10 protein-coding genes and 2 tRNA genes are annotated in these 15,006 nt (G+C 67.0%); 9 read left to right on the top strand and 3 right to left on the bottom strand.

Going from position 1 to position 15,006, the window contains the following annotated elements:
• Window positions 1–91: 91 nt before the first annotated feature.
• Window positions 92–2,374, bottom strand: a complete 2,283-nt coding sequence (locus tag LV475_RS11115; protein ID WP_250105628.1) for a response regulator — start codon at window positions 2,372–2,374, stop codon at window positions 92–94.
• 97 nt (window positions 2,375–2,471) lie between these two features.
• On the opposite strand from LV475_RS11115, the gene cysM reads away from it, so the two are divergent.
• The 4 genes from cysM to LV475_RS01715 all read left to right on the top strand — a co-directional run bounded on the left by cysM (window position 2,472) and on the right by LV475_RS01715 (window position 5,507).
• On the top strand, window positions 2,472–3,374 hold the full coding sequence (cysM, locus tag LV475_RS01730) for a cysteine synthase CysM (RefSeq protein WP_250105627.1): 903 nt from the start codon (window positions 2,472–2,474) through the stop codon (window positions 3,372–3,374).
• Window positions 3,375–3,792: 418 nt separating this feature from the next.
• The gene (gene rlmD / locus LV475_RS01725; RefSeq protein WP_250105626.1) at window positions 3,793–5,139 is read left to right on the top strand and encodes a 23S rRNA (uracil(1939)-C(5))-methyltransferase RlmD; all 1,347 of its coding nucleotides are present in this window, start codon (window positions 3,793–3,795) and stop codon (window positions 5,137–5,139) included.
• A gap of 122 nt (window positions 5,140–5,261) precedes the next feature.
• Window positions 5,262–5,352 (top strand) — tRNA-Ser (locus tag LV475_RS01720).
• A gap of 64 nt (window positions 5,353–5,416) precedes the next feature.
• Window positions 5,417–5,507: transfer RNA gene (locus LV475_RS01715), tRNA-Ser, on the top strand.
• Between the two features lie 95 nt (window positions 5,508–5,602).
• Here the strand turns inward: LV475_RS01715 and LV475_RS01710 are convergent.
• Together LV475_RS01710 and LV475_RS01705 are read right to left on the bottom strand one after the other, a co-directional pair.
• The gene (locus LV475_RS01710) at window positions 5,603–6,436 is read right to left on the bottom strand and encodes a mechanosensitive ion channel family protein (RefSeq protein WP_250105625.1); all 834 of its coding nucleotides are present in this window, start codon (window positions 6,434–6,436) and stop codon (window positions 5,603–5,605) included.
• Window positions 6,437–6,611: 175 nt separating this feature from the next.
• The gene (locus tag LV475_RS01705; RefSeq protein ID WP_250105624.1) at window positions 6,612–7,226 is read right to left on the bottom strand and encodes an OmpA family protein; all 615 of its coding nucleotides are present in this window, start codon (window positions 7,224–7,226) and stop codon (window positions 6,612–6,614) included.
• A 227-nt stretch (window positions 7,227–7,453) separates the two neighbouring features.
• On the opposite strand from LV475_RS01705, the gene mtnA reads away from it, so the two are divergent.
• The 5 genes from mtnA (at window position 7,454) to pheA (ending at window position 15,000) form a co-directional block, all read left to right on the top strand.
• Entirely contained in the window at window positions 7,454–8,512 is a 1,059-nt protein-coding gene (gene mtnA / locus LV475_RS01700; protein WP_430886860.1) for an S-methyl-5-thioribose-1-phosphate isomerase, read from the top strand.
• Between the two features lie 335 nt (window positions 8,513–8,847).
• Window positions 8,848–11,424 (top strand): DNA gyrase subunit A, encoded by a 2,577-nt coding sequence (gene gyrA, locus LV475_RS01695; protein ID WP_136866335.1) that lies wholly within the window; start codon window positions 8,848–8,850, stop codon window positions 11,422–11,424.
• A 123-nt stretch (window positions 11,425–11,547) separates the two neighbouring features.
• Window positions 11,548–12,630: a 3-phosphoserine/phosphohydroxythreonine transaminase gene (gene serC, locus LV475_RS01690; protein ID WP_136866336.1), complete on the top strand. Its 1,083-nt coding sequence runs from the start codon at window positions 11,548–11,550 to the stop codon at window positions 12,628–12,630.
• 45 nt (window positions 12,631–12,675) lie between these two features.
• On the top strand, window positions 12,676–13,839 hold the full coding sequence (locus LV475_RS01685) for a 3-phosphoglycerate dehydrogenase family protein (RefSeq protein WP_136866337.1): 1,164 nt from the start codon (window positions 12,676–12,678) through the stop codon (window positions 13,837–13,839).
• Window positions 13,840–13,854: 15 nt separating this feature from the next.
• Window positions 13,855–15,000: a prephenate dehydratase gene (gene pheA, locus LV475_RS01680; protein ID WP_136866338.1), complete on the top strand. Its 1,146-nt coding sequence runs from the start codon at window positions 13,855–13,857 to the stop codon at window positions 14,998–15,000.
• The last annotated feature ends 6 nt before the right edge of the window (window positions 15,001–15,006 follow it).

The raw sequence follows: 15,006 nt of genomic DNA, 5'->3' as shown, positions 1-15,006 counted from the left end.
CACCCGACCCTGGGTGACATCTGTCTCACAGCATCCTAGCAGCGAATTCGGGCCAGCTGAATCACGATTCCCTTAAATACGCGGCGGGCGATCAGGACGCGCCGCTGTCGCAGACGGGGTTGGCGTTGATGCCGTCGATGCAGCCGATCAGCGAGTCGAGCAGCGGGTCGATCCGTTTGGCATCGGCATTGGCGTCCAGTGCGTCCTCGAGCTCGCCGGCGAGGGTCTGTAGTTCGGTTTCCCGGCAGCAGGCGGCGGCGCCCCGGAGCTTGTGCGCGGCATGGCGCAGCGCGTCGCGGTCCTCGGTCTGCTCGGTCAGCAGGCGACGGTACCCGGGCAGCTCGTCACAGAGCAGGCGGGTCAGGAAGGGATCGCGCTCGTCCTTGCGGTCGCCGTTGGCGGGGGGGCTGGCCTCCGGGTCGACGCGGCCGTGCGTTTCCAGCGGGAAGAATTCGCCGATCGCGCTCAGCAGGTCGCCGGCGGTCACCGGCTTGGTCAGCACCCGCTCGATGCCGCTGTGCAACAGGTCCTGGTGGACGTTGCCCTGCCGGTTTGCGGTGATCGCGATGATGGGCGTCTCGAGGTGACGCGGCCGCTTTTTGAGGATGCGGGCGACGCCCGCGCCGGTGATGTCCGGCATGTGCATGTCGGTGAAGACCACGTCGATGTCCTCGTGGTCGGCCAGGGCCAGCGCGTGTTTGCCGTTGGTGGCCTCGAGGACGTGAAAGCCCAGTTCACGCAGCGTCTGACCGAGGTGGGCCAGGTAGACCGGGTCGTCGTCGATCACCAGCGCGGTGCGCCCGGCGAACGAATACAGGGCGTGTCGACCGGCCTTGGCCGGACGGGATGGCGCGGTGCTGGCGGTCGGCCGTTGGGATTGCGTCGGTGGCGCCAATCGCGCCGGACGGCGGCCCGGCCCGGGTGCCGGGGCCCCCAGGACGCGCTCCAGCGAGGCGGCCAGGGCTCGGGCGCGGATGAACAGCGGCAGGGTGAAGTCGGCCCAGTGCAGCGGGGCGGCCGGGCGCCCGCGGATGGTCAGGTGGCTGGACAGGCCGATAACGCGCCCGGCGAGCGATACCCACTGGCCGAATGCCGGGTCGTCGTGGTGGCGTTCGACGATCCGCTCGTCGATGAACAGCAGGTCGACCGGCTGACCGAAGTCCGGCTCGACCTGGATGCTCGCCCCGAGCGCGGCGAGATTGCCCTGCCAGGCCCGTCGATGTTGTGGTGAGGCGCAGACCACCGCGATCAGTTGGCCGGCCAGCCGGTCGCTGCTGTCGGGCTCGCCGATCAGGATGGGGGCGCTGAAGGTGGCGGTCATGCCGAAGCGATCGGGCGTGGTTTCGACCACCTCGAGTGCCGAATCGAGGTGATGCGAGATGCAGCGCAGGATCCAGAGATCGATCAGGTCATCGACCAACAGCCCCTCGAGGCCTTCAGGGAGCGGTTGGACGAGGCGCTCGGTGAGCTGTTCGCGATCGAGCGACCCCTCGCGGAGTTGGCCGTCGACGGTCAGCCGAAACCGCCCGATCCGATCGCCGCCGTCGTTCTCGAAATCGTCCTCGAGCTCGAGGGTGATGGCCGGCTCGTGCAGCTGGGCGATGCAGAGGATCTCGTTGAGCAGGCGGTCGAGCAGGCGACGCAGCATCTGCGGATCGAAGACGATCTCGCGCGGCAGGTCCTGGTAGCCGATGAATTGCAGCACCTCGCCGTCGCGCTGGGCCGTGGTCTGCCAGTCGGTGACCAGGTCCTCGCCGGTGGTGCGCAGGTTGACCCGCCCGTCGGTGCGCGTCATGCGTCCGGCGTTGATCTCGTGGTAGTCGATGATGTTCTCGATCGAGATCCGCAGGCGGTGACTGGCGTGGCGCATGAGCTGCAGCGACTTGGCCGGCTCCTGCTGCCCGGGCTCGGCCGGGGGCGCACAGCGGCTCAGCCGGCGCTCGAGGGTGGCGAGCGAGTCGACCGCCGAGCGGATATGACCCAGCGGGGTCACCCATTGCTGGTTGACCAGCTCAAGGACCGACGCGGCCGAGAGCTGGCTTTCCGCACCGGTCCGGCGCGGGGGTTGTGCCGGCGTGTCGTCCGGGGTTCTGGGTTCCCGTGAGGGCGTGCCTCGTCGCATGGAAAACGCTGCGGCCGCCACGACGAGCACGATCCAGGTCGCCCCCCAGCCCAGTGTGACCATCCAGAACCCGGGCGAGGGCAGCGAGCGGCCGGCGAGGGATGCCTCGATGGCCAGCAACACCGGAGGGGCAGCAAGCGCGAGCAGGGCCAGCGCAACCACGACCCGGGGCGCGCCGGCGACCAGCGGTGCCAGGCGGCCGGTGCGGCCCGCTTTCGGCGTGGGTTGTGTTCTGCGGGTCGAAGCGTTCACCGAAGGCCTTTGTGGCATACTCGGGGCGCGGAAAATCCGCCGATCCCCGGTGGGGTTTTGAGATGAAACGGGTAACTGGAGCGAGCCGGCAAAGCGTATGTTAGGTCACCGTCTTGATCAATTGATCGGCAACACGCCGCTGGCGCGAATCCAGCGCCTCGACCCCACCGGCGCGGCACGCGGCAACGTGATCCTCGGCAAGCTCGAGGGAAACAATCCCGCCGGGTCGGTGAAGGACCGGGCCGCCCACTCGATGATCTCGCGCGCCATGGAGCGCGGCGAGATCAAGCCCGGTGACCGATTGGTCGAGGCCACGTCCGGCAATACCGGCATCGCGCTGGCGATGGTGGCCGCGACACTGGGCTTGCGCCTGACCCTGATCATGCCCGAGCACATGTCGATCGAACGCCGCCAGTCGATGGCCGCCTACGGGGCGGAGCTCAAGCTGGTCTCCCGCGAGGAGGGCATGGAGGGCGCGCGCGATCTCGCCGCGGCCATGGCCGCGGGCGGTGAGGGCGTCGTGCTCGACCAATTCGCCAACCCCGACAACCCGCGCGCGCATTATCTGACCACCGGCCCGGAGATCTGGGCGGCCACCGAGGGCCGGGTGACGCATTTCGTTGCGGCCATGGGCACCACCGGCACGATCATGGGCACCTCGCATTACCTCAAGGAGCAGAATCCCGACGTGCAGATCGTCGGCGTCCAGCCGGGCGAGGGGGCGCAGATTCCCGGTATCCGCCGCTGGCCGAAGGAATACCTGCCCAGCATCTTCGAGCCGGCCCGTGTCGATCGCACCCTGGACATCGAGCAGGACGAGGCCGAGGAGATGACCCGACGGCTGGCCCGGGAGGAGGGCATCATGGCCGGGATTTCCTCGGGCGGGGCGATGGCCGCGGCGCTGAAGGTCTCCGCCGAGGTGGAGAACGCGGTGATCGTCACCATCGTCTGCGACCGGGGCGATCGCTACCTATCCACCGGCGTCTTTCCTGCCGGTTGATGCGGGCAGCCGCACTCGCTGTCTTGCTGTCGGTGGCCCTGGCGGCTCCCGCCCAGGCTGGGCCGCCGCTGGCATTCGACCTCTGCCGCGAACGGGTGGAGGCCGTCCGGTTCGTCCCGGCCGAAGACGAGGTGTCGGTGCATGTCCGACTCACCGAGTCGGCGGCACGTGAACTGGCCCGTGAAACGAACGCCGGGCGGCCGGTCGATATCGGGGCCGGTCGCGAATGGTTCGCCCGTTTCGTGGTGCGTGACGCCCTGCGGGACCGGCCACCGCGGACAATCCGGAGCCCCCTGAGACCGCCGAAGCGGGCCCGGGCCCTGGAAGCGGCCCTGCAGCGCCCCTGTGCGCCGGTCGAATCTCGCTGAACCCGGAGCGGCCAGCCGTTTCCGGACCAATCTTCCCGAGAGCGAATCCCATGGCGCGACGCAAGCGCATCAAGCAACTTCCACGGGGCGAGTTTTCCGCCCATATCGAATCACTGACGCTGGAGGGCCGGGGTGTCGCCCACCTCGACGGCAAGGCCACCTTCATCGGCCGGGCCCTGCCGGGCGAGGACGTGCGCTTTGTCTACCGCGACCAGCGCCGGCATTTCGACCTCGGGGATGCCGTGGCCGTGGACACGCCCAGCCCGGAGCGCATCGAGCCGGGGTGTCCGCATTTCCACGTCTGCGGTGGCTGCGCCATGCAGCACCTGGCGGCCGAGGCTCAGGTGGCCCACAAGCAGCAGGCCCTGCTCGATCAGCTCTCGCGTATCGGCCGGGTGGAGCCGGAGCAGGTGCTCGCGCCGCTGACCGGGCCGATCTGGGGGTACCGACGTATGGCCCGTCTGGGCGTGCGGTACGTGCGCAAGAAGGGGCGGGCGCTGGTGGGTTTTCGCGAACTCGGCTCGGCACTGATCACCGACATCGACACCTGCCCGGTACTCGACCCGCGGGTCGGTGAGAAACTGCCGGCCATCGCCGAGTTGATCGGCGCGATGGATGCCCGGCGCGACCTGCCCCAGATCGAGGTGGGTTGTGGTGATACGCACTGCGCGCTGGCGTTCCGGAACATGGTGCCGCTGACCGAGGCCGATCGGGCGCGGCTGGATGCCTTTGCCGACGCGCATGGTTTCGCCGTCTTCCTGCAACCGGGCGGCCCGGAGACGCTCGAGCCGCTGGTGGCCGGCGCGCGCGACGTCTACCCGAGCTACCGCCTGAACGAATTCGACGTCGAGATCCGCTTTTCACCGTTGGATTTCGCCCAGGTCAACGCCGATATCAACCAGCGCATGGTCCACCAGGTACTCGACTGGCTGGCGGTGCAGCCGGGTGATCGCGTGCTGGACCTGTTCGCGGGACTGGGTAACTTCAGCCTGCCGCTGGCCCGAAAGGCGGGGACGGCGGGATCGGTGACCGCCGTGGAGGCCGATGCGGCGATGGTCGAGCGCGGTGCAGCCTGCGCGCGTGACAACGGCATCGAGACGACCCGCCACGTGGTCGGCAACCTGTTCGAGCCGCACGCGGGGCATGGCTGGCTGGGCGAGTCGTTCGAGCGGATCCTGCTCGATCCGCCGCGGGCCGGGGCCGAGGCGATGATGCCCGTGATCGCGCGCATGCGCCCGGAGCGTGTGGTGTACGTGTCCTGCCATCCGGGCTCGCTTGCCCGCGACGTGGGCCGGCTGGTACACGAGTATGGCTGGCGGCTGCTGGCTGCGGGCGTGATGGACATGTTCCCGCACACCGCCCACGTGGAGTCGATGGCGGTGCTCGAGCCGGGGTGATGAAACTCGGGCGCTGAAACTCGTGGCCGGGCGGCCGTCGTCGCTGACCATTGTCATGGCCGGTCGGTTTGGTTAAACTCTGCGCCCTTCCTGACGCGGGTTGCCCGGGTCGGGTGGAAAACGGAGAGGTGTCCGAGCGGTCGAAGGAGCACGCCTGGAAAGCGTGTGTACGGTAACCCCGTACCGAGGGTTCGAATCCCTCTCTCTCCGCCAGTTTCTGTGTGGCCCGGCCTGCGCGCCGGGCGTGGGTGCGACCGCTGTCGCATCCTTCCCGTTTGGAGAGGTGCCGGAGCGGTCGAACGGGGCGGTCTCGAAAACCGTTGACCCCTTCTCGGGGTCCGAGGGTTCGAATCCCTCCCTCTCCGCCAAATCGTCTGACCAGAAAAAGCGAAAGCCCGCCGTTGTCCGGCGGGCTTTTTGCGTTTCGTGGCTTCCTCCCCCGGGGCGGGGGAGGGTGACGGCCTTAGCTCTTGGTCAGCTTGTCGTCGCCGGCGCCTTCCTCGGCCGAACTGATCACCATCTGCGGGAACGGGATGGTGATGCCGTTGGCATCGAAGGTTTCCTTGATCTGCTGTTGCAGGTCGGACTTGATGTGCGGCATGTCGGCCGAGCGGATCCACGGACGGACCAGCAGGTCGACGCTCGAGGCGCCGAACTGGTCGACCAGTACGGCCGGGGCCGGGTCCTTGAGCACGCGATCGTCCTTCTCGAACACCTGCATGATCAGCTCCTTGGCCTTGGCGATGTCGTCGGCGTAGTCGATGCCGATCGCCAGGTCCAGGCGGCGGGTGTCGCGCACGCTGTAGTTGGTGATCGCCGATGCGTAGAGCTGGCCGTTCGGCACGATCAGCTCGACGTTGTCGGGCGTGTTCATGCGGGTGTGGAAAATGCCGATCTCGTTGACGGTGCCCATCAGGCCGCCGGAGATGATGAAATCACCGGCCTTGAAGGGGCGGAAGATCAGGATCATGACACCGGCGGCGAAGTTGGCCAGCGAGTCCTTGAGCGCCAGACCGACGGCAATGCCGGCGCCGGCGACCAGGGCAACCAGCGAGGTGGTGTCCAGGCCGAGCTGGGAAAGCGCGGCAATGGCGACGAACAGCAGGAACGCCGCGCGGGCCAGGGCGACGACAAAGCCCACCAGCATCTGGTCCAGGCCGCTCCGGCCCAGCAGCTTGGCCAGCCAGGGGCTGCCCATCTTGGCGATGAAGTAACCACCGACGGCGATCGCGGCGGCGATCAGGATCTTGATGATCCACGGCACTACGTACAGGGAGAAAAAGCCTGCTTCTTCCATGACGGTTCCTCGATACTTGTGATTATGTGGCGTTCGGGCTCAGGGGCGCCTCGGTGACCAGTATAGGCACCATCGGGTATATCTCGATCGCGTTCGCCTGCGGCGAGATAAAAAGAGCCCCAAACAAAAACACCGCCCGAAGGCGGTGTTTGTCGCGTCGGACGTTGTAGACGCCTTACTGGGCAGTGCCCTGTACGGTGATTTCAACGCGACGGTTCTGAGCGCGACCTTCACGGGTCTGGTTGGTAGCGATCGGGTTCGACTCGCCCATGCCCTGGGTCTCGATCTTGTCGCTCGGAACGCCCTGGTCAACCAGGTAGTTCTTGACGGTCGCGGCGCGACGCTCGGACAGGCCCTGGTTGTACTCGTCGGTACCGATGCTGTCGGTGTGGCCGACGGCTTCGATGTTGGCGACGGCGTTCAGGTCGCCCATGTCGCGTACCAGTGCGTTCAGGGTGTCCTTGCCTTCCGGCTTGAGGTTCGACTTGTCGAAGTCGAAGTAGGTGTCGGCCTCAAGCGTGATGGTCTTGGCTTCCGGTGCCGGAGGCGGCTCGACCAGCGGCTTCGGTGCCGGCGCGGCTTCCTTCTGTACCAGCTCCGGGTTGCACTCTTCGATCGCGGTTTCGCTGTTCAGCGTACCGTGAGCGTTGTACAGGCACGGACCATGACCGGTCTTGACCGGCTCACCGTTGCTGGTGAATACGTACGGGGACTGACCCCCGGCGAAGGTCTGGCCAGAGAAGGCAAACGTGGCTGCAACCGAGGCAGCGATCACGGTCATTTTCTTCATCTGTGAAATCTCCTTGTTTCTTCTGAGGTCAGAGATGACTTTGGTGTCGCTAGGGATAGCGCGATTCAGGTCCGGCAACGGTTGAATCTCACCGGAATAGTAGCCGCCCATTCCGGCAAAGTGCAAAAATAGCGCCGATTGATTGCGTGCCTAGGCATCAAAATCGCGCAACGGGGATTATTCCGCCTTCCGAAGTCGATGCCGACAGGTCATTCCATCAGGGTTTTATCCAGGAGTTTGGTGTGCTTAAAGCGCTGAAATACAAGGACAATATCCTTCACGTGCTCGATCAGCGGCGCCTGCCGCATCGGGTCGAGTGGATCTGTTGTACGGACGCAACGTGCGTGGCAAAAGTGATACGCGAAATGGCGGTGCGTGGTGCGCCGGCGATTGGCGTGGCCGCTGCCTACGGGTATCTGCTGGCGGCGCGGTCGCTCGCCGCGCAGGGCGAGACGCTCACGGTCGACGCGCTCGATGCGGGGTATCGCGAGCTGGCTGCCGCCCGTCCGACGGCGGTGAACCTGGTGTGGGCGCTGGATCGGATGGTCGCGTGCCTGCGCGACGCGGAATCCCTGCCGGACGCGCAGCGGCTCGAGCGACTGAGCGACGAGGCGCGGACCATCGAGGCGCGCGACGTGGAGGCGAACCTCGCCATGAGCCAGCGGGGCGCAGCACTGATCGAACGCGACGGCGACCGCGGCTGGGTGCTGACCCATTGCAACACCGGGGCGCTGGCCACCGCCGGGCAGGGGACGGCACTCGGGGTGATCCGTGATGCCTGGTCGGCGGGTCGGATCGAGGGCGTGTACGTCGATGAAACCCGGCCCTGGCTCCAGGGCTCGCGGCTGACGGCCTGGGAACTGCAGGAAGAGTCGATCGACTACCGGCTGATCTGCGATGGGGCGGCAGCGAGCGTGCTGGCCACCGGGCGCGTCGGCTGGGTGATCGTGGGTGCCGATCGCATCGCCGCGAACGGCGACACGGCAAACAAGATCGGCACCTACTCGCTGGCCGTGCTGGCGCGTCACCACGGGGTGAAGTTCATGGTGGTCGCGCCGCGTTCGACGATCGACCGCGGCTGCCACGACGGCACGGCGATCGAGATCGAGCAGCGGCCGGCCGCCGAGGTGAGCGAGGTCGGCGGCCAGCTGCTCGCCCCGCAGGGTGCCAGCGTCTACAACCCCGCCTTCGACGTCACCCCTGCCGGGCTGATCGATGCCCTGGTCACCGAGGCTGGTGTCGTGCGTCACCCGGATCGGGGCTCGATCGCCCGCCTGTTTGATTGACGTGTCTTGGCTCCGGCCGGCTGCTGGCCGTATCGCCCTTGGCGAATCCTGCCTCGCCCTCCTTTAACGGCCCGCAAGCGGGGCGCGCCCGGGTGGTTGAGGGCGCGCGGTCCACCGCCCGCGCCGAGGGGGCTCTCTGTGGTACCATGCACCGGTTTGCCGGAGCCCCCATTCGGCCGTTGCCCTGACGGGCTTGCGGCGGTGTCGCGGGCTTCGGTGGCCCGGACGGGCCAAGGGTTGCGAGCGGGGCCGTAAGCGGTCGCCGCCATGCGCCGTTTTCGGTGGCAACAGCCGAGCCGATGAATCAGGACACTCGTGGGTACCAGGACACTCGAATGACTCAGTTCGCTTCAGAAATCTTCCCGGTCAATCTCGAAGACGAGATGCGGCAGTCCTACCTCGATTACGCGATGAGCGTGATCGTCGGACGGGCGCTGCCGGATGCCCGCGACGGCTTGAAGCCGGTGCACCGTCGGGTCCTCTACGCGATGCGCGAGTTGGGCAACGAGTGGAACAAGCCCTACAAGAAATCGGCCCGCGTGGTCGGTGACGTTATCGGTAAGTACCATCCGCACGGCGACTCCGCCGTCTACGACGCGCTGGTGCGCATGGCGCAGGACTTCTCCATGCGCAACATGCTCATCGACGGGCAGGGCAACTTCGGCTCGGTCGATGGCGACGCCCCGGCGGCGATGCGTTACACCGAAGTGCGCATGGCGAAGATCGCCCACGAGCTGCTCGCCGACATCGACAAGGAAACCGTCGACTTCATCGATAACTACGACGGCTCGGAATCCGAGCCGCAGGTGCTGCCCGCGCAGTTCCCGAACCTGCTGGTCAACGGCTCGTCGGGCATTGCCGTGGGCATGGCCACCAACATCCCGCCGCATAACCTTGGCGAGGTGCTCGATGCCACGGTCGCGATGATCGACGACCCGGCCATCAACGACGACGACCTGCTCGCCTTTGTTCCGGCGCCGGACTTCCCGACCGCCGGCATCATCAACGGCGCGGCCGGCCTGCGCGACGCCTACCTCACCGGTCGAGGCCGCTGCGTGATGCGCGCCCGCGCCGAGTTCGAGGACAGCGAGAAGACCGACCGCACCTCGATCGTGATCACCGAGCTGCCCTACCAGGTCAACAAGGCCCGCCTGATCGAGCGCATCGCCGAACTGGTGCGCGAGAAGAAGATCGAGGGCATCGCCGAGCTGCGCGACGAGTCCGACAAGGAAGGCATGCGGGTCGTGATCGAGTGCAAGCGCGGCGAGATGCCCGACGTGCTGCTCAACAACCTCTACCAGCAGACCCAGCTGCAGAGCGTCTTCGGCATCAACATGGTCGCGCTGGTCGACGGCCAGCCGCGCACCGTGGGTCTGCGCGAGATCCTCAACGTCTTCCTGCGCCACCGCCGCGAGGTGGTCACCCGGCGGACCATCTTCGAACTGCGCAAGGCGCGCGACCGGGCCCACATCCTCGAGGGTCTGGCCGTGGCGCTGGCGAACATCGATCCGATGATCGCCGTGATCAAGGCCGCGCCCACCCCGGCCGAGGCGAAGGTCAAGCTGCTCGAGGGCACCTGGCAGTCCGGCGTGGTGCGTACCATGCTCGAGAAGGCCGACGCCGCCGCCTCGCGCCCGGAGGCGCTGGGCGACGAGTTCGGCCTGCAGGAAGACGGCAGCTACCGCCTCTCGCCCGAGCAGGCGCAGGCCATCCTGGAGATGCGTCTCAACCGCCTGACCGGTCTCGAGCAGGACAAGATCGTCGAGGAGTACGCCACGCTGCTCGAGCGCATCATCGATCTCCTCGACATCCTGCGCTCCGACGAGCGCCTGATGCAGGTCATCCGCGACGAGCTGATGCGCATCAAGGACGAGTACGCCGACCCGCGTCGCACCGAAATCATCGTCGACTACGAAGATCTCTCGATGGAAGACCTGATCGCCGAGGAAGACCGCGTGGTCACGCTCTCGCGCGAGGGTTACATCAAGACCCAGTCGCTGACCGACTACCGCAGCCAGCGCCGCGGCGGCCGGGGCAAGGCCTCGACCCGCATGAAGGACGAGGACGTCATCGAGCAGCTGCTGGTGGCCAGCACCCACGCCTGGGTGCTGATGTTCACCAACTACGGCCGCGTCTACTGGCGCAAGGTCTACCAGTTGCCGCAGGGCGCGCGCGGTGCGCGTGGTCGTCCGGTGGTCAACGTGCTGCCCCTGCAGGACGGCGAGTGCATCAACACCATGCTGCCGATCCGCGAGTTCGTCGACGATCACTACATCTTCTTTGCCACGCGTAACGGTCAGGTGAAGAAGACCCCGCTGGTCGACTTCTCCCGTCCGCGCCAGGCCGGCATCATCGCCATCGACCTGCGCGAGGGCGACCGCCTGGTGGGCGCGGCGCTGACCGACGGCAGCCGCGAGATCATGCTGTTCTCGAACGCCGGCAAGGCCACGCGCTTCGTCGAGGAAGACGTGCGCTCGATGGGCCGGACGGCGGCCGGCGTGCGCGGCATCCGCCTGCAGGATGACCAGTTCGTGGTGTCCCTGATCGTGGTCGACGAGGGCGAGGTGCTCACCGCGACCGAGAACGGCTACGGCAAGCGCACGCCCACCGACGAGTTCCCGGTCTACAACCGCGGCGGGCAGGGCGTGATCGCGATCAACACCAGCGAGCGCAACGGCGAGCTGGTCGGCGCCGTGCTGGTGCGCGAGGCCGACGAGGTGATTCTGATCTCGAACCGCGGTACACTCGTGCGCACCGAGGTGTCCCAGATTTCCTCCCTGTCGCGCAATACTCAGGGCGTGACGCTGATTCGTCTGGGCAAGGACGAGCGCCTGGTTCAGGTCGAGCCGGTCGCGGCCATGGAAGACGATGGCGAGGACGAGGAACTCGAGGACCAGAACGCGGAGGAGTGATCCCCGCCGTGGCGAAGGACGCCGCCCCACACAGCCCGCCCGAGCGGGCTGTTTCCGATTGAATGATGGACCGGGCGAGGTATCGCCCGGTCGCTTGTTTTCCGTTTCTGTTCAGGAGTAGTCATGGCTCGCGTTTACAACTTCAGCGCCGGTCCGGCGATGTTGCCCACCGAGGTCCTCACCCGCGCACGGGACGAGATGGTCGATTACCAGGGGACCGGCATGTCGGTCATGGAAATGAGCCATCGCGGCAAGCATTTCGTCGGCATCGCCGAGCAGGCCGAAGCGAACCTGCGCAAGCTGATGAACATCCCGGACAACTACAAGGTGCTGTTCCTGCAGGGCGGCGCCTCCACCCAGTTCGGCGCCATCCCGCTGAACCTGGGCAACGGCTCGGGCAAGGCCGACTACCTGAACACCGGTCACTGGTCGGTCAAGGCGATCAAGGAAGCCAAGCGCTTCGTCGACGTTAACGTCGTCGCCGACACCAAGCCGGAGAACTTCACCACGCTGCCGGCCGAGGGCGAGACCCAGTTCTCCCCGGATGCCGACTACGTCCACTACACGCCGAACGAGACCATCGCCGGCGTGGAGTTCCCCTACATCCTGGACACCGGTGACGTGCCGCTGGTCGCGGACATGTCCTCGACCATCCTGTCGCGCCCGATCGACGTCTCCAAGTTCGGCGTCATCTACGCCGGCGCGCAGAAGAACATCGGCCCGGCGGGCCTGACCATCGTCATCGTCCGCGAGGACCTGCTGGGCAAGTCGCGCGAGAACACCCCGGCGATGCTCGACTGGGCCACCCAGGCGGAAGCCGACTCCATGTTCAACACCCCGCCGACCTACGCCTGGTACATGGCCGGTCTGGTGTTCGAGCACCTGCTCGCCAAGGGCGGTCTCGAGGAGATGGGCAAGATCAACCAGCGCAAGGCCGAGAAGCTCTACGCCGCCATTGACGGCAACGACTTCTACCGCAACCCGGTTGAGCCGGCCTACCGCTCCTGGATGAACGTGCCGTTCATGCTGGCCGACGATTCGCTCGACAAGACCTTCCTCGAAGAGGCCGGTCGCCAGGGCCTGGTCACGCTCAACGGCCACCGTTCGGTCGGCGGCATGCGCGCGAGCATCTACAACGCGATGCCGGAAGCCGGCGTCGACGCGCTGATCCATTTCATGAACGACTTCGCCAAGCGCCACGGCTGAGCCCCGCTCGCCTCGCTGCCAGAAACTGTTTTCAAGGAATCCGTCATGTACAAGATTCACACCCTCAACGCCATCTCCAACAAGGGCCTCGAGCGCCTGCCGACCGACAAGTACGACATCGGTGCCGAGCTCAATGACGCCGACGCCATCCTGGTCCGCTCGGCCAAGATGCACGACATGGACCTGCCGGAATCGCTGCTGGCGATCGGTCGCGCCGGCGCCGGCGTGAACAACGTCCCGGTCGACCGCATGACCGAGCAGGGCGTGGTGGTCTTCAACGCCCCGGGCGCGAACGCCAACGCGGTCAAGGAGCTGGTCATCGCCGGCATGCTGATGTCGATCCGCAACATCGGCCCGGCCTGGGACTTCGCCCGCAACCTCGAGGGTTCCGATGAGGAAATCCACAAGGCGACCGAGGCCGGCAAGAAGAACTTCAAGGGCTTCGAGCTGCCGGGACGCACCCTGGGCATCATCGGCCTGGGCGCGATCGGCGTGCGCGTGGCCAACTCGGCCAAGGCGCTGGGCATGCGCGTGATTGGTTTTGACCCGGGCATCAGCGTCGAGCGTGCCTGGGAACTCTCCCCGGACGTCCACCAGGCGGGCAGCGTTGACGAAGTGCTGGCCAAGGCCGACTTCGTCTCTCTGCACGTGCCGCTGATGGAGCAGACCAAGGACCTGATCAACGCCGAGCGCCTGGCGTTCATGAAGGACAACGTCGTGGTCCTGAACTTCGCCCGCGACGGCATCGTCAACGAGCAGGACATGGTCGACGCGCTGGACAACGGCAAGGCGCTGTCCTACGTCTGCGACTTCCCGACCAACCTGACCAAGAACCACCCGAAGTGCCTGACGCTGCCGCACCTGGGCGCGTCCACCGACGAGGCCGAGGACAACTGCGCGATCATGGTCGCCGACCAGGTGCGCGACTACATCGAGAACGGCAACATCAAGAACTCGGTCAACATGCCGCACGTGCAGATGGCCCGTTCCGGTGTGCAGCGCATCGCGATCGCCAACCTCAACCGCCCGGACATGGTCGGCCAGATCTCGCACATCCTCGGCAAGGCCGGCGTCAACATCGAGCACCTGGTCAACGAGTCGCGTGACAAGGTGGCCTACACGCTGCTGGACGTGGACCGTGACGTGCCGGCCGAGACCCGCGACGAGCTCGCGGCGATCGACGGCGTCCTGCGCCTGCGCCTGCTCTGATCATCGTTCGGGCCCATGGGCGGCACTGACGCCAACGCCGCGGTGAACGCGGCACTGCCCGAAAGCCTGGACGAGGTGCGGGTGCTGATCGACTCGATCGATCGGCAGATTCTCGACCTGCTCAGCCAGCGTGCGCGCCTGGCCGAGCAGGTCGCGTTCATCAAGGAACGCGATCCCGCCCACGAGCCGGGGCAGTCTTTCTACCGGCCGGAGCGCGAGGCGCAGGTGCTCTCGCGCATCCGCGAACTCAACCCCGGGCCGCTGGACGACGACACCGTTGCCTGGCTGTTCCGCGAGATCATGTCGGCCTGCCTGGCCCACGAGCGGCCGCTGTCGATCGCCACCCTGGGGCCGTCGGGCACGTTCTCCGAGCTGGCGGCGGTGGCGGCCTTCGGCCACGGGGGCCGGCTGCAGTTCGAGCCGGGCATCCCCGAGGTCTTCCGTGCGGTTGCCGCCGGCAGCGTCGATTACGGCGTGGTGCCGCTGGAGAACTCCACCGAGGGCAGTGTCTCGCTTACGCTCGACTCGCTCGCCGGCAGCGATCTGCTGCTCTGCGGTGAAGTGGCGCTGCGCATCGACCAGCAGTTGATGGCGCACCCCGATGCCGGCAGCACGCCGCGCGTGATCGTCTCGCATGCCCAGTCGCTGGCCCAGTGCCGCGAATGGCTCGATGCGCATTTCCCGGGCATCGAGCGCATAGCGGTGGCCAGCAACAGTGCGGCCGCCCAGCAGGCGGCGTCGGACCCCGAGGTCTTCGCCATCGGGCCGGCGTTCGCCGCCGAGCGGCACGGGTTGGTGGTGCGTGCCGCGAATATCCAGGACAACGTCCAGAACACCACGCGTTTCGCCGTGCTCGGCCGCGAGCCGGTGGCCGTCTCGGGCAACGACAAGACGGCGCTGTTGCTGTCGGTGACCAACGAGCCCGGGGCGTTGACGCGCCTGCTGCTGCCGCTCTCGGAGGCAGGCATCGACGTGCTGCGCATCGAGTCGCGCCCGGCGCGCGACCGGGTCTGGGACTACGTGTTCTTCATCGACATCGCCGGGCATCGCGATGATCCGGCGGTGGCCGCCGCACTCGAGCAGTTGCGACCGCACTGCGGCCAGCTGCGGGTGCTGGGCTCCTATCCGGTGCCGGTGATCAGCCAGCCGGGAGGCGAGTGATGGACT

This window comes from Guyparkeria hydrothermalis (assembly GCF_023555375.1).
GTDB lineage: Bacteria > Pseudomonadota > Gammaproteobacteria > Halothiobacillales > Halothiobacillaceae > Guyparkeria > Guyparkeria hydrothermalis.
Note: the sequence above shows the minus strand (reverse complement) of the source record. Positions and strands in the feature narration are given on the sequence as shown.

Bases quoted from the DNA above. Each gene is read 5' to 3' on its own strand.
- LV475_RS01705 (WP_250105624.1), bottom strand. From the start codon at position 7,226: ATGAAGAAAATGACCGTGATCGCTGCCTCGGTTGCAGCCACGTTTGCC.
- serC (WP_136866336.1), top strand. From the start codon at position 11,548: ATGGCTCGCGTTTACAACTTCAGCGCCGGTCCGGCGATGTTGCCCACC.
- rlmD (WP_250105626.1), top strand. From the start codon at position 3,793: ATGGCGCGACGCAAGCGCATCAAGCAACTTCCACGGGGCGAGTTTTCC.
- LV475_RS01710 (WP_250105625.1), bottom strand. From the start codon at position 6,436: ATGGAAGAAGCAGGCTTTTTCTCCCTGTACGTAGTGCCGTGGATCATC.
- pheA (WP_136866338.1), top strand. From the start codon at position 13,855: ATGGGCGGCACTGACGCCAACGCCGCGGTGAACGCGGCACTGCCCGAA.
- LV475_RS01685 (WP_136866337.1), top strand. From the start codon at position 12,676: ATGTACAAGATTCACACCCTCAACGCCATCTCCAACAAGGGCCTCGAG.
- gyrA (WP_136866335.1), top strand. From the start codon at position 8,848: ATGACTCAGTTCGCTTCAGAAATCTTCCCGGTCAATCTCGAAGACGAG.
- cysM (WP_250105627.1), top strand. From the start codon at position 2,472: ATGTTAGGTCACCGTCTTGATCAATTGATCGGCAACACGCCGCTGGCG.